At 67.1% G+C, this 26,708-nt stretch carries 24 protein-coding genes; 16 read left to right on the top strand and 8 right to left on the bottom strand.

What is annotated here, in order from left to right; translation table 11 throughout:
* The 10 genes from ptsP to ACTHJR_RS00380 form a co-directional block, all read left to right on the top strand.
* The coding region (gene ptsP / locus ACTHJR_RS00425; RefSeq protein ID WP_440521053.1) for a phosphoenolpyruvate--protein phosphotransferase at positions 1–1,605 on the top strand (1,605 nt) is incomplete at its 5' end.
* 79 nt (positions 1,606–1,684) lie between these two features.
* Positions 1,685–2,716, top strand: a complete 1,032-nt coding sequence (locus ACTHJR_RS00420; RefSeq protein WP_440521052.1) for a helix-turn-helix domain-containing protein — start codon at positions 1,685–1,687, stop codon at positions 2,714–2,716.
* 237 nt (positions 2,717–2,953) lie between these two features.
* Entirely contained in the window at positions 2,954–3,898 is a 945-nt protein-coding gene (locus tag ACTHJR_RS00415) for a hypothetical protein (protein ID WP_440521050.1), read from the top strand.
* Positions 3,876–4,868: a tRNA lysidine(34) synthetase TilS gene (gene tilS / locus ACTHJR_RS00410; RefSeq protein ID WP_440521049.1), complete on the top strand. Its 993-nt coding sequence runs from the start codon at positions 3,876–3,878 to the stop codon at positions 4,866–4,868. Before ACTHJR_RS00415 ends, tilS begins: the two co-directional genes overlap by 23 nt.
* A 69-nt stretch (positions 4,869–4,937) precedes the next feature.
* Positions 4,938–6,896, top strand: a complete 1,959-nt coding sequence (ftsH, locus tag ACTHJR_RS00405) for an ATP-dependent zinc metalloprotease FtsH (protein WP_440521048.1) — start codon at positions 4,938–4,940, stop codon at positions 6,894–6,896.
* Between the two features lie 348 nt (positions 6,897–7,244).
* The gene (locus ACTHJR_RS00400; RefSeq protein WP_440521047.1) at positions 7,245–7,592 is read left to right on the top strand and encodes a hypothetical protein; all 348 of its coding nucleotides are present in this window, start codon (positions 7,245–7,247) and stop codon (positions 7,590–7,592) included.
* Between the two features lie 181 nt (positions 7,593–7,773).
* Positions 7,774–10,143: a TonB-dependent receptor gene (locus tag ACTHJR_RS00395; RefSeq protein WP_440521046.1), complete on the top strand. Its 2,370-nt coding sequence runs from the start codon at positions 7,774–7,776 to the stop codon at positions 10,141–10,143.
* Positions 10,144–10,340: 197 nt separating this feature from the next.
* A complete protein-coding gene (locus tag ACTHJR_RS00390; protein WP_440521045.1) occupies positions 10,341–11,996 on the top strand; it encodes a DUF4153 domain-containing protein in 1,656 nt (551 codons plus the stop codon).
* An 11-nt stretch (positions 11,997–12,007) separates the two neighbouring features.
* Positions 12,008–12,706: a response regulator gene (locus ACTHJR_RS00385; RefSeq protein ID WP_440521044.1), complete on the top strand. Its 699-nt coding sequence runs from the start codon at positions 12,008–12,010 to the stop codon at positions 12,704–12,706.
* Positions 12,703–14,370 carry a sensor histidine kinase gene (locus ACTHJR_RS00380; RefSeq protein WP_440521043.1) on the top strand — a complete coding sequence of 556 codons (1,668 nt, stop codon included), beginning with the start codon at positions 12,703–12,705 and terminating at the stop codon, positions 14,368–14,370. The genes ACTHJR_RS00385 and ACTHJR_RS00380 overlap by 4 nt, the downstream gene beginning before the upstream one ends.
* 18 nt (positions 14,371–14,388) lie before the next feature.
* Here the strand turns inward: ACTHJR_RS00380 and ACTHJR_RS00375 are convergent, their stop codons facing one another.
* Positions 14,389–15,777 carry a glycoside hydrolase family 28 protein gene (locus ACTHJR_RS00375; RefSeq protein ID WP_440521041.1) on the bottom strand — a complete coding sequence of 463 codons (1,389 nt, stop codon included), beginning with the start codon at positions 15,775–15,777 and terminating at the stop codon, positions 14,389–14,391.
* A 234-nt stretch (positions 15,778–16,011) separates the two neighbouring features.
* Here ACTHJR_RS00375 and ACTHJR_RS00370 point away from each other — a divergent pair, with 234 nt between their 5' ends.
* The gene (locus ACTHJR_RS00370; RefSeq protein ID WP_440521040.1) at positions 16,012–16,164 is read left to right on the top strand and encodes a hypothetical protein; all 153 of its coding nucleotides are present in this window, start codon (positions 16,012–16,014) and stop codon (positions 16,162–16,164) included.
* Between the two features lie 23 nt (positions 16,165–16,187).
* On the opposite strand, the gene ACTHJR_RS00365 is transcribed toward ACTHJR_RS00370, so the two are convergent.
* Together ACTHJR_RS00365 and ACTHJR_RS00360 are read right to left on the bottom strand one after the other, a co-directional pair.
* Entirely contained in the window at positions 16,188–16,790 is a 603-nt protein-coding gene (locus ACTHJR_RS00365; protein ID WP_440521039.1) for an LmrA/YxaF family transcription factor, read from the bottom strand.
* A 95-nt stretch (positions 16,791–16,885) separates the two neighbouring features.
* A complete protein-coding gene (locus tag ACTHJR_RS00360; RefSeq protein WP_440521038.1) occupies positions 16,886–17,443 on the bottom strand; it encodes a sugar O-acetyltransferase in 558 nt (185 codons plus the stop codon).
* Between the two features lie 123 nt (positions 17,444–17,566).
* Between ACTHJR_RS00360 and ACTHJR_RS00355 the strand changes: the two genes are divergently transcribed.
* Positions 17,567–18,118, top strand: a complete 552-nt coding sequence (locus ACTHJR_RS00355; RefSeq protein WP_440521037.1) for a hypothetical protein — start codon at positions 17,567–17,569, stop codon at positions 18,116–18,118.
* An 18-nt stretch (positions 18,119–18,136) separates the two neighbouring features.
* Here the strand turns inward: ACTHJR_RS00355 and ACTHJR_RS00350 are convergent, their stop codons facing one another.
* The gene (locus tag ACTHJR_RS00350; protein WP_440521036.1) at positions 18,137–19,216 is read right to left on the bottom strand and encodes a DUF3667 domain-containing protein; all 1,080 of its coding nucleotides are present in this window, start codon (positions 19,214–19,216) and stop codon (positions 18,137–18,139) included.
* Positions 19,217–19,294: 78 nt separating this feature from the next.
* Here ACTHJR_RS00350 and ACTHJR_RS00345 point away from each other — a divergent pair, with 78 nt between their 5' ends.
* Positions 19,295–20,569, top strand: coding sequence for a glutamate-5-semialdehyde dehydrogenase (locus ACTHJR_RS00345; protein ID WP_440521054.1), 1,275 nt, complete (start codon positions 19,295–19,297; stop codon positions 20,567–20,569).
* A 56-nt stretch (positions 20,570–20,625) separates the two neighbouring features.
* Positions 20,626–20,769, top strand: a complete 144-nt coding sequence (locus tag ACTHJR_RS00340; RefSeq protein ID WP_440521035.1) for a hypothetical protein — start codon at positions 20,626–20,628, stop codon at positions 20,767–20,769.
* Positions 20,770–20,808: 39 nt separating this feature from the next.
* On the opposite strand, the gene ACTHJR_RS00335 is transcribed toward ACTHJR_RS00340, so the two are convergent.
* Entirely contained in the window at positions 20,809–21,354 is a 546-nt protein-coding gene (locus tag ACTHJR_RS00335) for a hypothetical protein (RefSeq protein WP_440521034.1), read from the bottom strand.
* A gap of 378 nt (positions 21,355–21,732) precedes the next feature.
* The gene (locus ACTHJR_RS00330) at positions 21,733–23,769 is read right to left on the bottom strand and encodes an amidohydrolase family protein (protein ID WP_440521033.1); all 2,037 of its coding nucleotides are present in this window, start codon (positions 23,767–23,769) and stop codon (positions 21,733–21,735) included.
* A gap of 137 nt (positions 23,770–23,906) precedes the next feature.
* On the opposite strand from ACTHJR_RS00330, the gene ACTHJR_RS00325 reads away from it, so the two are divergent.
* Together ACTHJR_RS00325 and ACTHJR_RS00320 are read left to right on the top strand one after the other, a co-directional pair.
* The gene (locus tag ACTHJR_RS00325; RefSeq protein ID WP_440521032.1) at positions 23,907–24,668 is read left to right on the top strand and encodes a nuclear transport factor 2 family protein; all 762 of its coding nucleotides are present in this window, start codon (positions 23,907–23,909) and stop codon (positions 24,666–24,668) included.
* A 77-nt stretch (positions 24,669–24,745) separates the two neighbouring features.
* On the top strand, positions 24,746–25,795 hold the full coding sequence (locus ACTHJR_RS00320; RefSeq protein ID WP_440521031.1) for an aldo/keto reductase: 1,050 nt from the start codon (positions 24,746–24,748) through the stop codon (positions 25,793–25,795).
* 36 nt (positions 25,796–25,831) lie between these two features.
* Here the strand turns inward: ACTHJR_RS00320 and ACTHJR_RS00315 are convergent, their stop codons facing one another.
* Entirely contained in the window at positions 25,832–26,146 is a 315-nt protein-coding gene (locus tag ACTHJR_RS00315) for a transcriptional regulator (protein ID WP_440521030.1), read from the bottom strand.
* A complete protein-coding gene (locus tag ACTHJR_RS00310) occupies positions 26,130–26,594 on the bottom strand; it encodes a hypothetical protein (RefSeq protein ID WP_440521029.1) in 465 nt (154 codons plus the stop codon). The genes ACTHJR_RS00315 and ACTHJR_RS00310 overlap by 17 nt, the downstream gene beginning before the upstream one ends.
* Positions 26,595–26,708: the final 114 nt, after the last annotated feature.

The following is a 26,708-nucleotide window of genomic DNA, read 5'->3' as shown; positions in this document are numbered from 1 at the left end:
GCGTTCGACAAGATGCGCGAGCAGATCGACCGCATGGCGCAGCAGGCCGAGTTCGGCGTCGACGGCGAGCATGAGGAGGTCCTCGCGACCTACAAGATGTTCGCGTACGACGAGGGCTGGTCGCGGCGGATCAACGAGGCGATCGATTCCGGCCTGACCGCCGAGGCGGCGATCGAGCGCGTCCAGCAGCGCACGCGGATGCGCATGCGCCAGATCGGCGACCCCTTGCTCCAAGACCGGATGCACGATCTCGAGGACCTGGCCAATCGCCTGCTCCGCATCGTGTCGGGGCAGATGGGAACTGCGGCGCAGCTCGGCCTCCGGCAGGACACGATCCTGATCGCGCGCAATCTCGGCCCGGCCGAATTGCTCGAATACGACCGCCGCCGCCTGAAGGGCGTGGTGCTCGAGGAAGGGTCGCTGACCGCGCACGTCACGATCGTCGCGCGGGCGATGGGCGTCCCCGTTCTCGGCCGCGTCCGCAACGTCCGCCAGACGATCGGCGACGGCGATCTTCTGCTGCTCGACGTGACCGAGGCGGGGTCGGTACTGGTGCGGCCGTCGCCGGCGATGGAAGAGGCATTCGATGCCAAACTCCTGGTCCGACAGAAGCGCCGCGCGGCCTTCGCGGCGCTGAAATCGGAAGCGCCGGTCACGCGCGACGGCGAGCGGCTGACGGTGATGGTCAATGCGGGGCTGCGCGACGACGTCGCCGCGCTTGACGTGACCGGGGCCGACGGGATCGGGCTGTTCCGCACCGAATTCCAGTTCCTCGTGTCGGCGACCTTGCCGCAACGCGAACGGCAATTGCGGCTGTACCGGGACGTGCTCGACGCCGCGGGCGACAAGCCGGTGGTGTTCCGCACCGTCGATATCGGCGGCGACAAGGCGCTCCCCTATCTCAACCATCACGACGAGGATGAGGAGAACCCGGCGATGGGCTGGCGCGCGCTGCGGCTCGCGCTCGAACGCGGCGGCTTGATGAAGGCGCAAGCGCGCGCGCTGATCGAGGCGGCCGGGGGGCGCACGCTCAACGTCATGTTCCCGATGGTCAGCGAGGCCTGGGAACTCGACGAGGCCAAGGCCTTGTTCGAGGCGCAGCGCGACTGGCTGGGCAAGCGCGGCAAGCGCCTGCCAACCGAGATCCGTTACGGCGCGATGCTCGAAGTACCGTCGCTCGCCGAGCAACTCGACCTGCTGTTGCCCAATGTCCAATTCCTGTCGGTCGGCACCAACGACCTCACCCAATTCCTGTTCGCCGCCGACCGCGCCAATCCCAAGCTGGCCGAGCGCTACGACTGGCTGTCGCCGTCGATCCTGCGCTTCCTCAAGCGTGTCGTGGCGCCGTGCAACGCGGCCGGCGTGCCGCTGACCGTGTGCGGCGAAATGGGCGGGCGCCCTCTCGAAGCGATGGCGTTGATCGCGCTCGGTATCGAGCGGCTGTCGATCACCCCGGCCGCGGTCGGCCCGATCAAGGCGATGGTCCGCAGCCTAGATCGCGGCAAGGCGATGCGCTTCATGGACGGGCTGCTGGCGGCGCCGCCGCGCGACCAGCGCGGCGTGCTCGCCGATTGGGCGGCCAAAAACGCGGTCGAGTTGGCCTGAGCCGGGGGCGAAACGCGCTAACGGGCCGTTGACAGTCTTACCCGCTTTGGCCGACAGCCGTCACCGGCGGGAGGCCAACATGGTCGCAACCCCCTACCCGCCGGAGAAGGTGATGGACGAGGACGAAGCGGCCGGCGCACCCGACCAGGCGTCGCTGTTCCCGAAGACCGTGGGCGACCGCCTGCGCGAGGCGCGCGAGGCGCAGGGCCTGACGCTGCAGGACGTCGCCAATCGCACGCGCGTGCCGATCCGCCATCTCGAGGCGATCGAGAACAACCGGCTGGAGGTGATGGCCTCGCCGACTTATGCGATCGGCTTCGCCAAGACCTATGCGCGCGCCGTCGGCCTCGACGAAAAGGCGATCGCCGCCGAGATGCGCCAGAGCCCGCAAATGCCGCTGTCGCCGCGCGTCGGGTTCGAGGAATATGAGCCGGCCGACCCGCGTCGCGTGCCGTCGAGCGGGATCGCGACGATCGCCGCGATCGTCGCGGTCATTCTGCTGATCGGCGTCGGCATCTGGTATGGCACCAATTGGTTGCGCGGCAGCGGCGAGGAGCCCGCCGCTTTGGCCACGCCCGACGCTGCCGCGACCATCGCGGCGGCGCCCGCGCCGACCCCGGCGCCGGTGGCCGGTGGGCAGGTGGTGTTGACCGCGACCGACGCGGTGTGGCTGCGCGTCTATGACGCGACCGGCAAGACGCTGATCGAGAAGACCATGCAAAAGGGCGAGCAGTTCTCGGTGCCGTCCGACGCGAGCAATCCGATGATCAACATCGGCCGCCCCGACAAGGTGCAGGTTACGATCAACGGATCGGCGGTGCCCCCGCTCGGCGACGGCAAGCACGCGATCAAGGACGTACCGATCAGCGCTGCGGCGTTGCAGGCGCGGGGCCAGAACCCCGCCACCGCGGCGACGCCGGCCGCGACCAATGCGCCGGCGAGCGCCCCTGCCGCATCGGCGACCCCGTCCGCGAGGAAGACCGACATCCCGGTCTTCTTCCAAGACCGGCCCGCGGCGACGCCGGCGCCCAGGACAGCCGCGACGCCGCGCACGGTGCCGACGCCCGATCCGATCGCGCTGCCGACATCGGCGCCGACCGGGACGCCTTAAGCAGGGCCGACGGACTGGGATACGCGTGCCCGGCGAAGGCCGGGGCCGAGTTTCGATCAACTGGAGATGGCATTTGCGCCATTGGGGCCGGTCGCGACTGCGCCCCGGCCTTCGCCGGGGAGGCGTTCCGGTTCGCCGGGAAAGAGTCAAATCGGGTGATCGGACACCGAGTGCCCATAGTGGCGCAAAACCGCGATCCGCGTTAGGTTAACCACGGCGGACAATCTGGGGACGAGTATGCGTAGTTTGGTGACGACGGTGATGGTGGCGGCGGCGAGCCTGGTGATCGCGAGCCCGGCGCTGGCGCAGGACCGGTCGGTCGACGGCCGGCTGACACAACTCGAAAAGCGGATGAACACGGTCGAGCGGGTGGTGTCGCGCACCTCCGGCCCGCTGGTCCAGCCCGAGATCACGCCCGAGAACGGCCCGGTCGCAGCACCCGGCACCCCCGCCACCGCGCCGATCGCCGACCTCGAACAGCGCATGACCTCGGTCGAGAGCACCTTGTCCGGCTTCACCGGGCGGCTCGAGGTCGACGAGCACAAATTGCAGCAACTCGAGGCCGATTTCGCCGCCTACAAGCGCGCGACCGACGCGCGACTGAAGGCATTGGAAGACAAGGCGGCGCCCGCGCCGGGTCCCGACGACGGCACCGCCGTCGACGATGGCCCCACCCCGACGCGGCCGGGCGCCAAGCCGCCCACCGGCCCGGCCAGGCCCACCGCCAACGACCCGGATCGCGCCAAGGCGGTCGCCGCGGTGCCCAAGCCCGCCGGCAAGGACGCGGTCGACAAGGCGATGTACGCGTACAATTACGGCTATCGCCTGTGGCAGGCCAAATTCTATCCCGAAGCCGAAGCGCAATTGCAGGGATTCGGCGGCAAGTTCGCTGGGCACCGCCTGGTCAGCCGCGCGCAGAACCTGCTCGGCATGGTCTACATGGACGACGACAAGCCCAATCTGGCGGCGCAGGTCTTCTACGAGAATTATTCGAAGCTGCCCGATGGCGAGCGCGCGCCCGACAGCCTGCTCAACCTCGCCAAGGCGCTGGCGGTGCTCAAGAAGCCGCGGACCGACATCTGCCGGGTCTATTCGGAGCTGGGCGATGTCTATGGCACCAAGCTGACCGCGGCGCAGAAGGCCGAGGCGGACAAGGGTCGTGCCGCCAGCAAATGCGCCTGAACTGACCGGCGCGACGATCGACCCGGCGACGCTCGACCGCTTCGCCGCCGACCTTGCGCCGCTGTGCGATGCCGCGAACGACCGCGTGCTGGTCGCCGTGTCGGGCGGGCCGGACAGCCTGGCCTTGTTGCTGCTGACCCATGCCTTGCTCGGCGAGCGCTGCGTCGCGGCGACGGTGGATCACGGTCTGCGCCCCGAGGCGGCGGACGAGGCGGCATGGGTCGCCGATCTGTGCGCCGCGCGCGGGATCGCGCACGCCATCCTGCGCGGCACGCTGCCCGAGCGGGCCGGGCATACCGCCAACATCTCGGCCCGGGCGCGCCTGTTGCGCTACGAGTTGCTCTACCGCCACGCCGCCACGGTCGGCGCGACGCGTATCGCCACCGCGCACCATACCGACGACCAGGTAGAGACGCTGATCATGCGGCTGAATCGCGGTGCCGGGGTCGCCGGGCTGTCGGGCGTACGCGCGACCACCGGACGCGTGATCCGGCCGCTGCTCGGCTGGCGGCGCACCGAATTGGGAGCGATCGTCGCGGCGGCGGGAATCCAGGCGATCGAGGACCCGAGCAACGTGAGCGATCTTTATGACCGCGCGCGCTTGCGCAAGGCGCTCGCCGGGGTCGACTGGCTCGATCCCGGGCGCATCGCGGCGAGCGCGGCGGCACTGGCCGATGCCGAGGAAGCGATCGACTGGGCGCTCGCCAAACTCGAGACCGAACGAATCGCGGAGAGGGGCGAGAATCTCTACATCGACGCGGCGGGGCTGCCGTTCGAACTGGTGCGCCGACTGGTTGGAATTTGCGTGCGGCGACTCGACCCGGACGCGGAGATCCGCGGCTCCGCATTGGTACGGATGGTCAAAGCATTGGAATCGGGCGATGCCGCGATGATCGGCGGAGTGACCGCCGCGCCGCTTCCCGAGCGCGGCTGGCGCTTTCGCAAGGCTCCGCCGCGTCGATCGCTCTGATCGACGTTGTTCCATTGCCATTAAGGCTTGGTGCCTTATCTTTAAGGGCACGAAAGGTATCACGCGACGATGAACGACAACGACAAGCAGCCCGGCCCCGACGGCGGCGGTAACACTTGGGCCCGGAGCCTGCTGCTCTGGGTGGGCATCGCGGTGGCGCTGGCGGTGGTCGTCGCGATGCTGGGCGACCGCGCGTCGGCGCCTGCCGGGCAGCAGATCCCCTATTCGACCTTCGTTTCCAAGGTGAAGGACGGTCAGGTCAAGAAGGTCGAGATCGCCGGCACCGCGATCAGCATTACGATGAAGGACAATACCGCCTTCCGCACGACCGGCGTGACCGACCCGCAATTGGTCCAGCGGCTGATCGACAACAATGTCGAGGTCGTCGCCAAGCCCGAGGAGAGCCCGTCGATCTGGCAGTATCTGCTGGTCCAGTCGCTGCCGTTCATCCTGATGCTCGGCATTGCCTTCTTCGTCATCCGCCAGATGCAGAAATCGTCCGGCTCGGGCGCGATGGGCTTCGGCAAGAGCCGCGCCCGCATGCTGACCGAAAAGCAGGGCAAGGTGACGTTCGACGACGTCGCCGGCATCGACGAGGCGCGCGAGGAATTGCAGGAGATCGTCGAGTTCCTGAAGGACCCGACCAAGTTCGCTCGCCTCGGCGGCAAGATCCCCAAGGGCGCGTTGCTGGTCGGCTCGCCCGGTACCGGCAAGACGCTCCTGGCGCGCGCGATCGCGGGCGAGGCCGGCGTGCCGTTCTTCACCATCTCGGGTTCGGACTTCGTCGAGATGTTCGTCGGCGTCGGCGCCAGCCGCGTGCGCGACATGTTCGAACAGGCCAAGAAGTCGGCGCCGTGCATCGTCTTCATCGACGAGATCGACGCGGTCGGCCGCCATCGCGGCGCCGGTCTCGGCAACGGTAACGACGAGCGCGAACAGACGCTCAACCAGCTGCTGGTCGAGATGGACGGATTCGAGGCGAACGAAGGCATCATCATCATCGCCGCGACCAACCGGCCGGACGTGCTCGACCCCGCATTGCTGCGCCCGGGCCGCTTCGACCGCCGCGTGACGGTGCCGCTGCCCGATATCGAGGGCCGCGTGCAGATCCTCCAGGTGCATATGAAGAAGGTGCCGCTGGCCCCCGACGTCGATGCGCGCACGCTCGCGCGCGGCACGCCGGGCATGTCGGGCGCCGACCTCGCCAATCTGGTCAACGAAGCGGCGCTGATGGCGGCGCGATTGGGCAAGCGCCTCGTCGCGATGGCGCAGTTCGAGCTCGCCAAGGATCGCGTGATCATGGGCACCGAGTGGAAGTCGCTCGTCATGACGCCCGAGGAAAAGAAGATGACCGCCTATCACGAGGCCGGTCACGCGCTGGTCCGCGTCCACGAGCCGGCGTCCGACCCGATCCACAAGGCGACGATCATCCCGCGCGGCGGTGCCCTGGGCATGGTCGTGTCGATGCCCGAGCGCGACAATTACTCCTACCATCGCGACAAGATGTACGCCGACCTCGCCACCGTGATGGGCGGGCGCGCGGCCGAGGAGATCATCTTCGGCTACGACAAGGTGTCGTCGGGCGCGAGCGGGGACATCAAGCAGGCGACCAAGCTCGCCCGCGCGATGGTGATGCGCTGGGGCATGTCCGACAAGCTCGGCCCGCTCGAGTACGAGGAAGAGCAGGGCGAGACGTTCCTGGGCTATTCGCAGACCCAGCGACACAATATGTCGAACGAGACCGCGCTGATGATCGACAGCGAGATCAAGGCGCTGATCGACGGCGGCCACAAGCGCGCGACCCAGGTGCTGACCGAGAATGTCGACCAGCTCCACCGCATCGCCGGCGCGCTGCTCGAGTACGAGACGCTGACCGGCGACGAGATCAAGCGGATCGCCGCGGGCGAGGACATCAACCGCCCCGACGCCGGCGCGGCGGTGTCGACGGTGCCGAGCAGCGGAACGTCGATCCCCAAGACCAAGCGGCCGTCGGGGCCGTTCGGGAATCCGGCGCCGGCCGGGGTCTAATCGCCCGCATTTCGGCTTGAAATCGAGAGGTCCTTCCCGCGACGCGGGGAGGGCCTTTTGGATTGTAGCCATCACGCGACGGCAGCCTGGCGTCCCAAATCCGATCTTTTCGGTCAGGGAGACGCCATCTCGAAAGCCGACATCCTTCAAGTCAGCGCTTGGGGTGCTATTGGGTGAAGAGCGGTTGTTCGTGGCCGCGGGTCAAACCGAATTCTTGGTGAACGGTGGCTTTGACGGGGGGCAAAGGTGGCTCTTGAGAAGCTGACTCGAGCTGGAGGGTTTCAGTCTTGCGTCGCAATTTTGGCGATCTGTCTCGCAGCGGCAGGACCCACAAACCACTTTCGCTCGATGTCGATTTCCGATGTGATTGCGAGCGCCAACTTGCCAGGTCGAGTTTCGGTTATCGCCTATACGAGACGCACCGAGGGAATGATCGACTTGTTCCCTACCAAGGCTCAGCGAGACAAAATTGACATGGAGAATTGCCTGGCGACTGCGCTGACGAAAAGCCAAATTCGCGTATTGCGGGTAACTGGAGATCACCCCTGGATATTTGAAGGAAGCGTGACGGCCGATCCGCAAGCTGACAACGACGCACTATTCAACATCAGAATTGAAGGGCGGCGATGGTACGGCACTTTTTGCCGGACCGGGCGCGTCCTGATCGTCGAGCGAATGAGGAAGCTGCCAGCGTAATTGGTCCCGCAAAAGCCATTATCACTGAGATCCATCACGCGACGACAGAGCGCCGCGAACCCGTCGCGCGTCGCCTCCTTACCCACCACAATGTCGCACTCCGGTCACAATTGCCGCGCAAAGGCCGCGGCCATGCTGCGCCGCACCATCACGACGGCGCCGATCGAAGGGGTTCGATATCATGAAGCATCAGAAGTTCGTAGCGCTGCTCCTCGTCGGAGCGGCATCGATCGCCACCGTCCCGTTCGCGAGCGCCCAGACCGCGCCCGGCGACACGCCGGCCGCCGCCCCCGCGCCTGACACGGCCAGCGATAGCGGCGACATCATCGTCACTGCGCAGCGCCGCTCGGAAAACACGATGAACGTGCCGGTCGCGGTGTCGACCCTGTCGACCGACTCGCTCCATGACTATCAGGCCGCGGGCGCCGACACGCTGCTGTCGCTGTCGGGTAAGGTGCCTGGCCTGTACGTCGAATCGACCACCGGCCGCATCTTCCCGCGCTTCTACATCCGTGGTCTCGGCAATATCGACTTCTATCTCGGCGCCTCGCAGCCGGTGTCGATCATCCAGGACGACGTGGTCAAGGAGCATGTCGTGCTGAAGTCGAACCCGGCGTTCGACGTGGGCCAGGTCGAAGTGCTGAAGGGTCCGCAGGGCTCGCTATTCGGCCGCAATACGACCGCTGGCATCGTCAAGTTCGACAGCGTCCAGCCGAGCGCCAATTGGCAGGGCCAGGGCTCGCTCAGCTATGGCAGCTACAACAGCGTCAATGCCGATGTCGGCGTCGGCGGCCCGCTGACCGGTGACGGCGCGATCAGTTTCCGCCTGTCGGGCCTGTACCAGCATCGCGACGACTGGATCAGCAACACGTACACCGGCCCGTCCGACGACGGCACCGTCCCCGGCCATAATGTGATGGGCGGCTTCGACGAGCGCGACGTGCGCCTGCAGCTGCTGTTCAAGCCGAGCGACGCGCTCAGCGTCCGCCTGTCGGGCCATGTCCGCGACTATAAGGGCACCGCGTCGATCTTCTATCGCGGCTCGATCGTTCGCGGCACCAACGCGGTCCCCGACTCGTTCGACCGCTCGGTCGTCTCGTACGACGAAGCGCAGAACAATCCGCAGGCGTACAAGAACCAGGGCGTCTCGCTGAAGGCCGATTACGATTTCGGTGGCGTCACGCTGACCTCGATCACCGCCTGGGAGCATGCGTCGGGTTATAGCCGCGGCGACACCGATGGCGGAGCGGCGGCCAATTTCGGCGGCGTCACCCCGAACATCTGCGCCGCCGGCTGCGGCGAGTCGCAGGGCCGCCTGCGCGGGCTCGATCAATGGACCGAGGAGCTGCGGCTGGCCAGCCCGAACACCGGCCGCTTCAAGTGGCAGTTCGGCGGCATGTATTTCGACGCGCGCGACAATACCGAGTTCGACCAGCGCTCGTTCTTCCTGACCAACAATTCGCTCGGGACGGCGCCCAACAAGAACAACTTCGTGCTGCTGCACAACATCAACACCAGCTGGGCGGTGTTCGGCCAGGCGAGCTACGACCTGACCGACCAGCTGACGCTGAGCGCCGGCGCCCGCGTCACCAACGACACCAAGAGCACCAATTTGCTGCTCCACCCGAACTTCGCCAATCTGGTCGTGCCGGCCACCGCGCCGACCTCTTCCTATGCCTGCGGCGCGGCGGCCTATTGCCGCCTGTCCGATACACAGCCGAGCTGGGACGTCAGCCTGTTGTGGCGCCCGGACCACGACGTCAGTTTCTATGCGCGCTACGCCCGCGGCTTCCGCGGCCCGACCGTGCAGGGCCGCTCTGCGGTGTTCACCTCCGCCTATTCGACGGCCAATTCGGAAAAGAACACCAGCTACGAAGCGGGCATCAAGACCGTGTTCGCGAACGACCGCGTCCACTTCAACGTCGCCGGCTTCTACTACAATATCGACAACATCCAGCTGAACGGCAACGACAGCAACGGCAACGGCGTGCTGTTCAACGGCAACAAGGGCAAGGGCTATGGCGTCGAGGCCGAGCTGGAGGCGCGGCCGACCAACAATTTCCGCGTCAACGTCGGCCTGAGCCTGCTCCACACCGAGATCAACGCGCCCAACGTCTATGCCCAGGTCGGCGCGGCGGGCGGCGTGCTGTCGCAGACGGTACTCAACCCGACGGTGCGGATCGGCAACAATTACTACGCCAACATCAACGGCAACCCGTTCCCCAACGCGCCCGACTATAACATCAACGTCAGCGCACGGTACGACCTGCCGCTCGGCGGAGAGAGCAAGCTGTTCGTCGCCGGCGACTTCAACATGCAGGGCAAGACCGATCTGGTCCTCTACCGCGCGGTGGAATACACGACCGACGGCAATTACGAGCTGGGCGGCAAGATCGGCTATGCCTGGGGCAAGTACGAGCTGGCCGTGTTCGCCCGCAACCTGACCAACACGAAGAACCTGATCGGCGCGATCGACACGTCGAACTACCGCGCCGGCATCTACAACGATCCGCGCGTGTTCGGCGTGATGCTGAGCGGGTCGTTCCGCTAAGGCCAGCCGCGGGCTGCGGGCCATGCGCCCGCAGCCCGTCTCCGGCGGCGCGGCATCGTCGTCGGCCATCGCCGACGTAGGTTGGCGGCGTCCTGCACCGAATCTGCACCGGATGAGCACCGGATCGCCGCGACCCTCGCCGCAGGGCCTCGACGCACGACCGCGATGACATCCCCGATCAACGGGGAGAGTCCGCGATGACGTGGCGGGTAGAATCGAGTTTCGTGGTGAAAATGGTCGCGGCGGCGATGCTGGTCGCCCTGGCCGACATTCTGTTCTGGGAAGCACGCGGCGTCGGTTCGACACTGGGCGCGTTCACGTTCAGCTGGGCGGCATTGAGCCTGTTGTTGACGCCCGCCGCCTGGCGCCGCCGCGGGTCGGTGGTCGCCGGCGCGGTCGCGCTGATGCTCGGCGCGGTGATGGTCAACGGGCCGGGCCTGATCGCCTTGCTGATGTTCGGCGCGGCGCTGGCGGTCGCGATATTGCTGCCGCGCGCCGCCGCGTTCGACCATGTCGGTCGCTGGGCGGTTCGCCTGATCGTCTTCGGCATGGTCAGCGTGGTCGGGCCTTGGGTCGACCTGTTCCGTCTCGCGCGACTGGCGAAGAAGGGCAACAAGGGCGCGACGATGCGCGGCTGGCTCCCGCTGTTGCCGCTGCCGCTGATCGGCGGGGCGATATTCCTGACGCTGTTCGCCAGCGCCAACCCGGTGATCGGCCAGGCGGTCGCCTCGATCGGCATGCCCAGTTTCGATGTCGAAACCGTCGTGCGGCTGCTGTTCTGGGGAGCGGTCTTCACCATCGCCTGGTCGACCCTGCGCCCGCGCCGGGTGCGACTGCCGTTTCCGGCCAACGTGGCCGATCTCGACATCACCGTGCCGGGCATCTCGACCGGCTCGGTGACGCTCGCGCTGGTCACCTTCAATGCCCTGTTCGCGCTGGAGAACGGACTCGATCTCGCGTTCCTGTGGAGCGGTGCGCCGCTGCCCAAGGGCGTGACCCTGGCGAGCTATGCGCATCAGGGCGCCTATCCCCTGATCGCGACGGCCCTGCTTGCCGGCCTGTTCGTGCTGGTCGCGTTGCGGCCCGGCTCGGCGACGGCAAAGGTGCCGCTGATTCGCCGACTGGTGGTCGCGTGGGTCGCGCAGAACGTGTTCCTGGTCGCCTCCAGCATCCTGCGCACGCTCGATTACATCGCCGCCTATTCGCTGACGGTGCTGCGCATCGCCGCGTTGATCTGGATGGCGCTGGTCGCGGTCGGGCTGGTGCTGATCGTGTGGCGGATGTTGCGCGGCAAGAGCGGCGCGTGGCTGATCAACGCCAACGCGATCGCGGCGGGGCTGGTGCTGTTCGCCTGCACGATCGTCGATTTGGGCTCGGTCGCCGCGACATGGAATGTGAACCATGCGAAGGAGGCCGGCGGGACCGGGCAGGCGCTCGACCTGTGCTATCTCAACCAGCTCGATTCCTCGGCGCTGACCGCCTTGGTCGCGATGGAGCAGCGCCCCGGACTATCACCCGATTTCGCGACGCGCCTCGCCTGGGTGCGGTCCGGCACGCTGAATGCGACCAGGAAGCGGCTCGAGGGCGGCGGCTGGACGTGGCGCGATCAGCGCCGGATGGCGCAAGTCGAGGCGATGCTCGGCGGTCGCCCGCTTCCCGCGGCTCCCGACGCCGGCCAATATGGGCGCAATTGCGATGGATCGCTCCGCGTCCCGCCGCAACGCGATGCTGTCGAGACCAATCCCGATGCCGCGACCGCCAACACCAGGGCCGACGCCAACGCCGCGGCCGACGCGACTCCGCCGACCGACGCCGACAGCGCGGAACCATTGACGAACCAAGCGGCACGATGATCATGTGTCCCATGCCGCGCACGATCCTGATCGCCGACGACGATCCGCACATCCGCCAGCTGCTCGCCTTCGCTTTCGCCAAGGCCGGGCTGGACACGGTCGAGGTCGGCGACGGCAGCGCGGTGCTGGAGGCGACCGCGCGGCAAAAGATCGATCTCGTCGTGCTCGACATCAACATGCCGCGGATGGACGGGCTGGAGACGTGCCGGCGGCTGCGCGCCGACGGCGACGTGCCGATCCTGTTCCTGTCCTCGCGCGACGACGAGATCGACCGCGTGCTGGGGATCGAACTCGGCGCCGACGATTACGTCACCAAGCCCTTCTCTCCGCGCGAAGTGGTGGCGCGATCGATGGCGATCCTGCGGCGCGCCAGCCCCAAGGCGCCCGCCGTCGAAGCCACTGCGCGAATCGACCACGGCCGGCTGGCGCTCGACGGCGATGGCTGGCGCGCGACCTGGGACGGCGCGGAGGTGCCGCTGACCGTCACCGAATTCTCGATCCTGAAGACGTTGGCGACCATGCCGACGCGCGTGTTCAGCCGCGATGCGATCATCGACCGGCTGCATGGCCCCGGTTTCGCGGTGACCGACCGCACGATCGACAGCCATATCCGCAACCTGCGCGCCAAGTTCGCGAGCGTCGGCGGCAGCGACTTGATCGAGACGCGCGCGGGCGTCGGTTACCGGCTCGGGGCCTGCGCCGGCACGTGATCGGCCCGCTGAAAAACTGGCTCAAGGCGCATTGGCCGGCGCTGCGGCTGCGCACGATCCTGTTCGGCACCTTGTTGTTCACCGCGGCCCTGCCCGGGTTCGGCGCGCTGTTCCTGCGCGTCTATGAAAACACCCTGGTCCGCCAGACCGAGACCGAATTGGTCGCGCAGGGAGCGGCGCTGGCCGCCACCGCCGAAGCCTGGTGGCCCGGCGCCACGCCGGGCAGCGCCATCCTCGACGATCCCTCGGACACGCCGGCCGTCGATCGACGCGCGACACCCGGGCGGACGCCGGGCGATCCGCGCAGGGTCATGCCCGATTACCGCCCGGAAGCGTCGACCATCGACCTGCGCACGACGCCGGTGCTCGACGATCGTCCGCCGGCGCGGCCGCGCACCGCCCCACTCGACCCGAACGCGCTGGCCGTCGCCGGGCGCATCGCGCCGGTCTTCGCCACGACCGCGAAGACGACCTTGGCGTCGATCCAGCTGATCGACGCCAACGGCAATGTCGTGCTGGGGCATGAAGCGGGCGGCAGCTACGCCGCGGTTCCCGAAGTCGCCGCCGCGCTCCACGGCCGGGTCGGCACGGTCTTGCGCGAGAATGCGCATTATTCCCAGGTCTATGCCTTCGAATGGCTCAGCCGGGCGTCGTCGCTCCGCATCCATCATGTCCGCCCCATCGTGGTCGACGGCAAGGTGGTCGGCGCGATCCTGCTGTCGCGATCGCCGCGCGCGCTGTTTCGCGGCCTCTATGAAGATCGCGGCAAGATCATCGTCGGCGTGGTCGTCATCTTCGGCCTGCTGCTGGTCATGACCGGCTTGGTCTCGCGCGGCATCGCGCGCCCGGTCGAGGCGCTGGACAAGGCGACGCGCGACGTCGCGGCGGGGACCGGGAGCGTGCCCGAGACGCCGGCCACCGCGGCGGTCGAGATTCGGCAGTTGTTCGACAATTTCCGCGTGATGGCGGCGGCGATCGACCGCCGCTCGCGCTATCTGCGCGACTTCGCCGCCTCGGTCAGTCACGAATTCAAGACGCCGCTCGCCGGGATCGCCGGCGCGATCGAACTGCTCGAGGACCATGGCGAGGAGATGCGGCCCGCCGATCGCGCGCGGTTCCTGGCGAACGCCAAGGCGGACGCGGCGCGGCTGTCGCAGCTCGTCAGCCGATTGCTCGATCTCGCCCGCGCCGACATGGCGATCGCCGATCCGGCCGCCGCGACAGATCCGCTGTCGGCGATACGGCGGATCGCCGACGCCTTCGACGGCGATGCCTTCGCGGTGTCGATCGACGCGCCCGAGACGGTACCCGCGGTGTCGATGCCGCGATCGGCGATCGAGGCGGTGTTGAGCGCCTTGCTCGACAATGCCCGCCAGGCGGGCGCCGGCATGGCGACAATCAGGGTTACGGCGGAGCCTAGTCAGGTACGTGTCGCGGTCGCCGACAACGGCTCGGGGATCGATCCGGCCAACGCCGATCGCGTGTTCGAGCCGTTCTTCACCACCAAGCGCGCCAGCGGCGGAACGGGATTGGGGCTGGCGATCTGCTCGTCGCTGCTCAGAGCCGGGGGCGGCGAATTGACGCTCGACCCGCAGGCGGCGACCGGAAGCCGCTTTGTCCTGGCGCTGCCGATCGCTACAGGAGTGCGGCCGGCGACCGTATGATCGCGGGCTCCGCCGCCTTCAGGCCCCCAGCATCTTCCCGTTCACGCGCACGCTGTCGAGCCGCAGGTCGCGGGTATGTGCGATGACGTCCGGGATGCGCGCGGTTGCCACCGTCACGTTGCGGATCAGCACGTCCTCGACCGGCGCCTGGGGCACGCCGACGATCCTCAGCGCGCGGCCGACGTTGCGGCAATCCACGCGCTCGACCACGAATTGCTTGTAGGTCGGCGGCGAATTGCCGTGGCAATGATGATAAGCGGTGGTGAAATCGATCAGCGTGCCGCTGTCGCGCACCTTGATGTCGCGGACGCGGACCTGTTCGATCGTGCCACCGCGGTCGAGATTGGCCTTGAAATAGAGCGCCTGCTTGGCGTGATGGACGTCGAGCCGCTCGGCGAAGATGTTGGAGGCGCCGCCCGACATCTCGCTGCCGATCGCGATCGCGCCGGCGATATGGGTCGACATCTGGCAATCGCGGATCACGACGTTGCGGGTCGGCCGCGCGACGCGCCAGCCGTCCTGGTCGCGGCCCGACTTGATCGCGATGCAATCGTCCGAGACGTCGAAGCGACAGCGCTCGATCAGCACGTCCTCGCACGAATCGGGGTCGCAACCGTCCGAATTGAGGTGATGGCTGATCACCGTCACGTTGCGGACGATGACGTTGGTCGAATAGACCGGATGGATCGTCCAAAACGGCGAGTCGACGAATTTCGGGCCGTCGATCAACACGTTGCGGCAATTGAAGAACTGGACGAAGGGCGGGCGCAGGAAATGGCCCGGGCCGAAGCGGCGCTGGTCGACCGGCACGCCGGTCGTCCCCATCGCGCGTAGGGCATGCTTGTCACGGTCCTGATGAGCGCGCCACTGGAAGAAGCCGTCGCGGCCCTGGCCATCGCACAACCCCTCGCCGGTGATCGCGACGTTGCTGCAGTCGCGCGCGTAGATCAACGGCGAATAATTCCACACCTCCGTCCCTTCCCAGCGGGTCAGGACGAGCGGCAGCGCGATCTCCCCTGGCTTGCCGAAGCGCAGCACCGCATCGCGGTCGAGATGCAATTCTACGTTGGAGCGGAGCGTGACCGGGCCGTTCATCCGCCACAGGCCGGCGGGCACGACGACACGGCCGCCGCCGGCCGATGCGCAGGCATCGATCGCGGCCTGGACCGCGCCGTGCGCAGGCGCATCTTCGCTGGCGCCATAAGCGGTGATCGGGAAATCGTGCGCGGGAAACACGGGCGGCCGGATCCGCGCGACGATGGCGTCGGCGGCGGACCAGACCGCATCGCTCACGACGGCCGCAGGATCGGAAGCGGCATCGGCGGTCGCGGCGACGGCCCGCGACGCGACGGCGCTGGTAGCGGTAAAGGCAAGCGAACCCGCCAGGAACGCGCGGCGATCGACCATCAACAACCCACCCTCTGCCGGGCGATTGCGGGACGATATGGCCGCGCGATACGCCCTGCACTGACACGAATGGCCGGCATGCCCCGCCTGCCCACGGCCCCCCGGCCGCGACTCGGCCTTATGGCCGTTCGCCCCTGTAGCGGAAATTACCGCCGGGGCGAACTCCGTAAAAATGCGACGGCTTGGCCGGCCGCGCGGATCGCTTTGCCCGGCCGCTCGCATTATGCTGCCGGCATGGAGGACATCGTCTTCATCGCGCTGGCCGAGGAAGCCGTCCGCTATGTCGATGACAAGGTAGGACGGCCGGCGGCGTGGTTGGCCGCGATCGCCCTTGTCGTAGTGCCGATCGCGCTGATCGTCGGCGCGGCACTCTGGTTGGCGGGCTGATCGACGACCGTCGGTGCCGACGCCTATCGCATGATCGCGCGTAATTGATCGGCGGCGGCCTTGAGCGCGGCGGTGTCCTGTTCGGCCTTGGCGATCGTCATCGCGCCCGAGAACAAGGCGATGACGACATTGGCGAAGGCTTCCGGATCGGGCGCATAGACCGCATTGCCCGCGTCCCGGTCGCGACGAAGGCGCTCGGCGATGGCGTCGCGCCAGGTGCGATATTCGTGCGCCAGCGCCTCGCGCAGATCGCCATCGGCCAGCGACAGTTCGAGCGCGAGATTGCCCAGCGGGCAGCCCGAGACGCTACCCTGTGCGTCGAGCGCGGCGGCGACCGTGTCGAACGCCTGGAGGATGCCGGCGGCGGCGCTCGGCGCATCGCGCACGGTGGCGACCCAGGTCTCGCCCAGTTCGGCGGCGACACGCTCGCCGATCACCGCCAGCGCGAGCGCCTTCTTGGTCGGGAAATGATGGTGGAGCGCGCCGCCGGTGACCCCCGCCATCCGCACTACGTCGTGGGTGCTGGTCGCGGCGAAGCCCGACGCCTGGAACGAGCGCGCCGCGACGTCGAGCACGCGGTTGCGCAATCCCGCCGGATCGTTGGTACGGATTTTCGCCCTGGCCATGCCGTCTTCCTTCAGACCCGCCATATCGCGCGCAGCAAAACCGGGCAACCGGTTGGTCCTCGACTCCCCTCGCTGGCAGGGGGGGAAAGCGTCGGTCAGCCCTCGAGTGCGCGGACGATTTTCGCCGGGACGCCGGCCACCAAGCTGTTGGACGGCACGTCGCTGGTGACGACCGCGCCCGCTGCCACCACCGAATTCTCCCCGATAGTCACGCCGCCGATGATCGTCGCGCCGGCGGCGATCCACACGTTGCGCCCGATCGCGATCGGATTGGCGGTCACCGCGGCACGGCGCAGCGAGGGTTCGAGCGGATGGCCGGACGTGATGATGCTGACGTTGGGGCCGATCATCACGTCGTCGCCGATCTCGACCCCGCCGAGGTCGTAGATCGTGCAATTCTGGTTGATGAAGACGTTGCGCCCGACGCGGATTTCGGTGCCGCCGGCGGTGTAGAAAGGCGGGATCAGCATGAAGCTGTCGTCGACCGGGTAGCCGACCAGCTCGCTGAACACCGCGCGCACCTGCTCCGCATCGGCATAGGTCAGGCGATTGAGCACCGGCGTGATCGCCATCGCGCGTTGTACGCTGGCGACCATCGCCGCCGATTCGGGCGTACGGCGATGGATGATCTTCTCGCGGTCGTGGTTCGGCATCGGGGCTCCGCGCATGGCGATGTCGGCCGTTACTAGCACAGCCAGGCGCGGACGGAATCCTTCTGGGACGATATTCGGGCGGGAGAGCATTCCCCTTCGTCCGTGGACCGGTTAGGCAGGCCCATGTTCCGGCTCGGTCATTGCGTCGACGGTCAATGGGGCCAGTATTCGCACCCGCCGGTGTTCAAGATCACCTCCACCAGCGACTGTCGCGGCAAGATATTCGCGACCGCGCCGGGCAGCGATCCCCTGGCCCTCGTCACGCTTGCTGAACGCCTGACCCCACCGTTCGTCCTGCTCTATGTCCTGCACACGCCGCGCGGCGAGGGCGAGGCCGGGCGTTATCAGAGCGAGGCGATCGATTGGGCGGAATTCCAGCACTTCGTCAGCGATTTCGGCTCCTTGCTATCGTCCGACGGCCGCTTCGACCTATGGCTTCATTCGCCGGCCGACCAGGCGACCGTCGTGTGGGACAGACACGATCTGATCCATGCCTATGGCCCGATCGACGCCATGGCCGAAGCATTGCGCGAACTGGGATTTGAGGACGGCCAACCTGCCATACCGGTGCCGCACGAACATCATTACCGCGCCGAGTGCGACGCGATGGCCGGCGCGTTGCTGGCGAGCCGGGAATGGCGATATTCGCCGCTCCGCGAAGAGGACGAGCAGTGAGCGCGCTCGCCTGCCGCTCTATTCCATCAAGCCGAGCCCGAGCAACAGCACCGCGAACAAGGTCAGGGTTATCGAGGCGAAGACCAGCAAGGCAAAGGTGCGCCACAGCGCCGAGAACCAATTGAGCTGGTATGCGCCGCGCAGCTGGAAGAACATATGTACCGGCGGCCCGAACGCGATCAGGTTGCCGTAGAGCCAGCCTGGCGCGCCGACCATCATCAGCAAGGTCACCACGGTCGCCAGCAGCATCATGAACGACAGCGAATAGGTCACGAAGATCGCGTGGTCGTAGAGCTTGAACCGCCGCCGCCACAGGAACAACAGGGCCACGAACGGCACGGAGATCGGGATCAGCGCCCAGCTGTATTTGTACGCCGAGGATTGCAGCTTGTAGAGCGCGAGATCGGGATTCTTGTTGGCTTTGCGAATGCCGTCGTCGAGCGCCGCCCAGCCGGTGTCGACATGGTTGGCCATGTCCTTGCGGATCTCATCGGGACTTTTGGTGACCGCCGTGCGCGCGGTCTGCAGGCCTTGCAGCGTCGCCTGGTAGCCGGTGATGTCGCCTTCATCGTCGTCATCGCCCTTGCCCGCGGCGACGCGCTTTTGCGCGCGGTCGAGCTTGACCTGGGTGGCGGCGATCTCTCCGTCGATCTTGGCCAGCTTCTCTGCCTTGGTCGAAGGCGTCGAATCGAAATTGAACTCGTTGCCGCCGCCCATCGAATGGAAGGCAGCGAACATCAGGAAGACGAAGAACAGGAACATCGCCAGCGGCGACACGAAGCGCGCGCGCTCGCCGTCGATATAGCGCCGCGTCAGGCCGCCCGGCCGCGTCACCAGCATCGGCACGGTGCGCCACACCTTGCCCTCGAAATGGAACACGCCGTGGAGCAGGTCGTGCCCGATCGAGGTCAAGGTCTTGTGAACATGACCGTTCTGGCCACAGGCATGACAGAACGATCCGATCAGCGCGGTACCGCAATTGAGGCACAATCCGTGCGCGCCCCCATGCCCGGCATCCTCGCCCGCCTTCGGTTCGACCACGCGCCCGATCAGCGCGCCGGTCGCGATATCCCCTGCTGCCGCAATGTCCCCGCTCATGGCGCGATGGATAGCATTTGCCGCCTGAAAGGCGATAGCGCTTTGGCGACCCTGTCCGACATGGTAACCGCGGCGCCCATGGATACGATCGTCGACATAGAGATCGACACCGCGGCGCTGATCGCGTCGATGGGGCGGCGCGCTCGCGCCGCCGCCGGGGTGCTCGCCGGGCTGACCAGTGCGGACAAGGCACGCGGACTGATCGCGATGGCCGACGCGATCCGCGTCGCCGAGGAGGATATCCTCGAGGCCAACAAGATCGACATGGCCAATGGCGCGGCCGCCGGTCTGTCGGGCGCGATGCTCGATCGGCTCAAACTGACGCCGGAGCGCGTCGCGGCGACTGCCGACGGCGTCGGCACCGTCGCGACGTTGAAGGACCCGGTCGGCGAGACGATCGACGAGATCGAGCGGCCCAACGGCCTGAAGCTGGCGCGCGTCCGCGTGCCGATCGGGGTGATCGGCATCATCTACGAAAGCCGGCCCAACGTCACCGCCGACGCCGCCGCTCTGTGCATCGGGTCGGGAAATGCCGTGATCCTGCGCGGCGGCTCCGAAGCGATCGAGAGCAATCGCGCGATCCATGCGGCCCTGGTCCGGGGGCTGGAAGCGGCCGGCCTGCCCGGCGAAGCGGTGCAATTGGTGCCGATCACCGACCGCGCGGCAGTGGGCGCGATGCTGGCCGGCGACGGTGCGATCGACATGATCGTCCCGCGCGGCGGCAAGGGCCTGGTCGCGCGCGTCCAGGCCGAGGCGCGGGTGCCGGTGCTCGCCCATCTCGACGGGATCAACCACATCTATGTCCACGCTTCGGCCGACCGCTCGATGGCCGAGGAGATCGTGGTCAACGCCAAGATGCGCCGCACCGGCATTTGCGGGGCGATGGAGACCTTGCTGATCGACCGCGCCTATCCGCACGCCGGGCAGCTGATCCAGAAGCTGCAGGACGCCGGCTGCGAAGTCCGCGGCGACCCGCTGCTGACGCAGTTGGTGCCCGGCGTCGACGCGGCGACCAGCGAGGATTGGGACACCGAATATCTCGACGCGATCGCCTCCGCGCGACTGGTCGACGGGCCCGACGCCGCGCTGAGCTTCATCGCCGCGCACGGATCGCATCATACCGACGCGATCGTCGCCGAGGATGCCGCCGTCGCCGAGCGCTTCCTGGCGGCGGTCGACAGCGCGATCGTGCTGTGGAACGCCTCGACCCAATTCGCCGACGGCGGCGAGTTCGGGCTGGGCGCGGAGATCGGCATTGCCACGGGACGCCTGCACGCGCGCGGCCCGGTCGCGCTCGAAGGGCTGACGACCTACAAATGGATCGGGCGGGGGACCGGGCAGATCCGACCGTGACCGGGACGCGGTGCGGGATGGGTGCGCGAAACCTTCGCTTGGTGTAAGGAACGCGGATGGCCGACGACACCATCATCCAGACGCCCGACGGCCCGATGACCTGGGGCGAGTGGAAGAAAAAGAACCCGATCCAGATTCCGTCGCGCCGGACCAAGGGCAAGGACTTGCCGAACAAGGTCAAGCGCCGCACCGACGACTGACCGCGCGCACAGGCGGCGAGCCGCGCTTCGCGGCCGGGGCTACGCTTTGGTCTTGGTCGCAGTCAGCTCGGCTTCCCACGTCCGGCCGCCGTCGACCGAATAGGATTCCTGATAGGTGTGCGTCGTCGGCGTGAAGTCCGACCACACGCCGCGCACCAGGATCGGGCGCCCGTCGAGCGTGTCCGGGCCGATCAGTTCGCCCCGCCCGTTCTCGAATTTCCCGACCATCGGCGTGGTGAGCTTGCCCACCGCGCTATTGGCGAAATTCATGCTCCATTGGTGCGCCTGGGGATCGTAGAGGAAGACCGTCATGCCTTCCCAATGGCCTTTCGGGCCATCCGCCTCGATCTCCTCTAGTTGGCCGCGCCCGCCCCAGATCGGGCGGACGGTGACGGTCCCGTTGAGGTCGATCGTCGCGTCCGACCCGGCCAAGGGATGCAGGCGCCGGACGATATGCGTTTTCCAGACGCCGAGGTCGAAGTCGAAGTCACGCGCGCCGTCACCCGGCGCCCGCGCGTCCGCGCCGGATGCCATAGCCAATGCGATGGTACCGCCGACGAGCAACGAAAGCAGGAGGCGTTTCATCGGTCACCTTCGTTACAGGGGGGAAGATGCCGGCGAGAATGATCGCGCAGCCGCCCGCGCTCAAACGACAAGTTTTCCGCTTTGGCTCGAACAAATGTCGCGCAGGTCGCCGATCCGTCCTCAAGGCGAACCCGAGGCATTTGTTCACGCGGAGGCGCGGAGGCGCGAAGATGGTTCGCGCAGAGGCACAGAGGGCGCAGATTTCTTAGAGCCCCGCTACGCGAGGCCTGGATCCATCAGTGCCGGCACATGCCCTCAGGCAACGGCATCTCTGCGCCCCTCTGCGCCCCTCTGCGCGAAACCAAAATCTACTCCGCGCTTCCGCGCCTCCGCGTGAACCTTCTTAGCGCCTTGGCGCCTTGGCGCCTTGGCGCGAATCTATCTGGGCATCCCGCTCAACCCGCTCGCTTGCCGCAACGCCGCGCCGTCGAGGCGATAGCCGTCGAGGAACACGGTGCGGACATGGCGGAGATTGGTCAGGTCCTTCGAGACATCGCCATCGACCAGGATGATGTCCGCGGTCTTGCCCGGCGCGATCGAGCCGACGCGGCCGTCCATTCCGGTCATCCGCGCCGGGATGATGGTCGCGGTCTGGAGCGATTCCGCATTGGTCAGGCCGGCGAGCTGGTAAAGCTCGAGTTCGCGCACCAGCTCCAGGCCATAACCGTCGGTGCCGGCGACGATGCGGACGCCGGCCTGGTGGAGTCGGCCGACCAGCCCGACCATCTTGTCGAAGCTCTTGCGGAAATCGTCGCGGGTCAGCCCGCCGAACAGCGGGTAGCCCGAAATCTTCCAGCCGCGCACGACCGCCGGCGGCGCGACGTCGGCGAACGGCGCATATTCGGGCGAGAGGGCGCTCCCGTCCGACGTCATCAGCGGTTCCCACACCGTCAGCGTCGGGTCGATGATCGTGCCGCGCTTCGACAGCTCGGCGTAAAAGGCCCTCATCGCCGGCGAATCGAGATCGACGTCCTTGCCGTATTTCGCGGGGCCCTCGAGTCGCGCGGCGGTATTGGCCTTGTCGACCACTTCCTGCGGCATCGCCTGCATCATGATGAAGTTGATGTGGGTGACTTCGTCATAGCCCGCGCGCACCGCGTCGAGCGGGCGCATCCCCGCCGGCACATGGCCATGGACGTGGAGGCCCAGCTTGTGCGCCTCCGCCGCCCCGGGGGCGATCCAGGCCGGGTTCATCGAGGTGTAGAATTTGACTCCCCACAACCCCGCGGCCTTGATCTTGTCGACCGCGGCGATCGTCTCGGCGGCGGAGGAAACGGTCAGCGCGCCTTGCGCGGCGAGCGGGTCCTTGCGGTCGATGATGACCGAAATCTTGCCGTCGGGCGCAAGCAGGTCGCCGGCGGCGCGGCGCTTGTAGATGCTTAGCGCCTCATCGATCATCGACCCCGGGCTACGATAATTGGTCATGCCGGTGGCGACGTTCTGGAGCAAATTCCAGTCGTCGCCGACATGCTGGTGCGAATCCCACAGGCCGGGCAGCAGCGTCTTGCCCTTGCCGTCGATGACCGTCGTGCCGGCCGGCACCTTGAGCGAGCCGGCGGCGCCGACCGCGGCGACCTTGCCGTTCGAGATCAGCACCGCGCGGTTGGGCAGATACTTGCCCGCGACCGAATCGAACATCAGCACATTGTCGACCAGGGTCGGAGTGCGATTGGCGGGCTTGAGAAAATCGTGCGCGACATCGCGGACCATGTCGGCGATCGCCTTGTCCTGGATGTCCTTGAGCTTCGGCCCGTCCTTCTCGTAACCCTCTGGCAACAGGGCGATCACCCCGGCATTGCCGAAGAAGCGATTGTCGCCGTCGAGCCAGACCGGCGACGGCGTGAAGCCGTAGCCGGTGATGAAGGCGAGTTTGACGATCTTCTTGCCTTGGGGGCCGTCGATCTCGATCGGCTGGCCGATCTTGATGCCGGCATGACCGGTCGGCAGCAGATCGACGCCCTTGTCGCCGGCGGCGACCAGCGCGTTGATATCCATCTCGCCGGCGAGCCACGGGCCGCCATAGGTGTTGTAGCGCTTGGTGCCGAACGGTGCGGAGCCCGAATCGACCGAGGTCTTCCAGCTCGCGGTGCCATTGGCGTCGACGTCGAAATTCTCGGTGGCGTCGCCCGAATCGGTATAGCCGCGAATGGCGATGGCCGACGGTCGCTTGTCGGGCGCCAGCGTCACCAGTTCGTCCGTCTCCGTCACCCAGCCGCGCAGCGACATCGACATGCGATAGGCGACGCGGCCGTCGGGCGTGGTCCACGACCAGACGTCGCCATGCTTCCCGGCGGTCGAGCTGATCGTATAGTGGCGCGCGCCGGCGGGCGGCGTCATCAATTGCTCCTTGGGGATCGATGCCCCGGCGATCGTGGTGTTGGCGGCGAGCAGTGACGCGAGCAATATCCGACGCATACATCCCCCCTTGCGGTGATGGCGGAGACTGACCCGGTCCGGCGATCGACGCAACCCGATCGACGAGGCGCTCGATCGGCTTGCCAACCTTTCGTCCCGACGTGTATTATTAGAGCAATACACGATGGGGACGGTTCATGCGAGAAATTTTTCGGTCTTTTGCCGCCGGTTCGCTGCTGGCGATCGTCTGTGCCCGCTCCCCGCTGTCGGCGGCACCCCTGGACGACGCTTCGGCCAAAGCCGGCGTGGAGGCGGCACATGCCGCGTTTTGGAATGCATTCAATCGGTGCGATGCCGCGGCGATGGCGCTGGAATTCACCGCCGATGTCGAATTTTACCACGACAAGACGGGACTGACCGCCGGTCGCCCCGCTGTGGTGAGGTCGATGATCGACGGCCCGTGCGGCGATCCGGCGCACGTCCGCCTCCGGCGCCAGGCGGTGGCGAACAGCGAGCGTTTCACGGCGTTGGCCGGCGGGTTCGCAATGCTTTCGGGGGAGCACCGATTCCTGGCAAGTCACGACGGCGGCGACTTCGCTCACGAGGGCATCGCCAACTACGTCGAGATTTGGCAGAAGACCGCTACGGGCTGGCAGATGCGTCGCGTGATCAGCTACGATCACCGTGCCGACACGCCCGATTTGCGCCCCGTCCACGTCGGCGCGACGACGCTGATCGCGCTGACCGGTATCTACACGAGCGATGCCAGCGGATCTATCGTGGTGACGATGGCGGGTGATCACCTGCGCGCTGCATCGGGCAAGGCCACATTCGACCTGGTGCCGCTCGGCGGTGGCGTCTTCGGCGTCGCGGACCGCTGGCTCACGTTCACCTTCGATGCGGGGCGCCTGGTCGTGCGCGAAGAGGGCAAGATCGTCGCGAGCGCCAGCAAAGATTGACGGCCCATTGCCCCGCGAGCCGCCGCCTCCCATATCGCGCCGCGGCGGCGGGGCTGCCTCGTTCAGGGAATTGACGCATGCGCTACAACCAGCTCGGCCGCACCGGCCTGCTCGTGTCCGAATTGTGCCTGGGCACGATGACCTTCGGCGGCGAAGGCATGTTCAAGGCGGTGGGCCAGGTCCAGCAGGACGAGGCCGATCACTTGCTCAAGGCCGCGGTCGATGCCGGGGTCAATTTCGTCGACACCGCCAATGTCTATTCGAACGGCCTGTCCGAACAGATCACCGGCCAGGCGATCAGGAACCTCGGGCTGCGGCGCGAGGAGGTGGTGCTGGCGACCAAGGTGCTGGGACCGATGGGCAAGGGACCGAACGATCGCGGCGCGTCGCGCGGGCATATCATGGACCAGGTCAAGGCCAGCCTGACGCGGCTCGGCACCGATCATATCGACCTCTATCAGATCCACGGCTGGGATCCGGTGACGCCGATCGAGGAGACGGTGCGCGCGCTCGACGATCTCGTGCGCCAGGGCCATGTCCGCTATGTGGGCGTGTCGAACTGGGCGGCGTGGCAGATCGCCAAGGCATTGGGCATCGCCGAGCGGCTCGGCCTCGCGCGGTTCGAGAGCACGCAGAGCTATTACACGATCGTCGGCCGCGACCTCGAGCGCGAGCTGGTGCCGATGATGAATTCCGAAAAGCTCGGGCTGATGGTGTGGAGCCCGCTCGCGGGCGGCTATCTTTCGGGCAAGTATCGCGGCGGCCAATCGGCCGACGGGCGCCGCGCGAGCTTCGACTTCCCGCCGGTCGACCAGGTGCGCGGCGATACGGTGCTCGAGGCGATGGACGGTATCGCCCAGGCCAGGGGCGTATCGGTGGCACGGATCGCGCTCGCCTGGCTGCTTCACCAGCCGCACGTCACCAGCGTGATCGTCGGCGCCAAAAGGGTCGATCAGCTGGCCGACAATCTCGCCGCGGTCGATGTGATGCTGAGCGCGGACGATCTCGCGACGCTCGACGCGGAGAGCAAGCTCAGCCCAGAATATCCCGGCTGGATGATCGAGCGGCAAGGCGAATATCGCAGCCAGATGACCGCCACGCCGACCGCGCCGAAAAAGCCCGAGTGAGCGATTGGGGGGCGGGGCCGATCCCGCCCCCCTGTTTCAGACGCCCGCGACGATCCGCTGGAGGGCGGCGACATGGTCGTCGAAGGTGCGGCGACCGGCGCGGGTCAGGCTGGCCCAGGTTCGCTGGCGCCCGTCGAGCGCCGCCTTGCGCAAGGCGATAAAGCCGGCCTCCGACAGCGCCGACAGATGCTTGGACATCACCGAATCGCTGCTCGCCGTCAGCTCCTTCAGCCGCGCGAATTCGGCTTCCTGCACCTGGGCGAGCACCGCCATCACCTGAAGCCGCGCCGGTGCCTGCAGCAAAGGCTCGAAGCCGGCGATCGGGTTGAGGGCCTCAGGCGCCGAGTTCACGAACGAACACCCGCTGCCAGATCACGCTGCCGATATAGCCGACGACGAAGCTCACGGCGGCGAGCGCCAGGCTGACCGCCGGCTCGCCGCGACCGAGCCCGAACCAGCAACTGATGCCGTAGAGGATCAGGATCACCGCCAGCATCGGAAACGCCACCAGCCGCGTCTTGCCGCGGCGATAGCCGTTGACGAACACGCCGAGCCGCCGCCGGTCCGACTGCACGACCAGGACGATGGCGACGAACACCAACGCAAGGGCAACGAAGCGAAGCGGCAACGGAATCGCCGGCGTGGCGACCAAGGTCGCCATCATCGCCGCGAACACTGCGTGGCGCCAAGGCGGGCACGCCGCCAACCGCGCGAGATCCTGTTCGGCCGCCCCTTTCGCCATCAATGCCATGCGTGCCTGTTCTTCCATCGTGGTCATCATCGAATCCTCACTTTCCATGATGGAAAGACATAAATGCGACTTTCCGAGTCGGCAAGTGAAAACTTTCCATGTTGGAAAATGGCGAATTGAAGAAGCATTGGCCTCAGTCCCCTCCCACCTGCGGGAGGGGTT

This window comes from Sphingomonas sp. (genome assembly GCF_051962185.1).
In the GTDB taxonomy this organism is placed as follows: Bacteria; Pseudomonadota; Alphaproteobacteria; order Sphingomonadales; family Sphingomonadaceae; genus Sphingomonas.
Note: the sequence above shows the minus strand (reverse complement) of the source record. Positions and strands in the feature narration are given on the sequence as shown.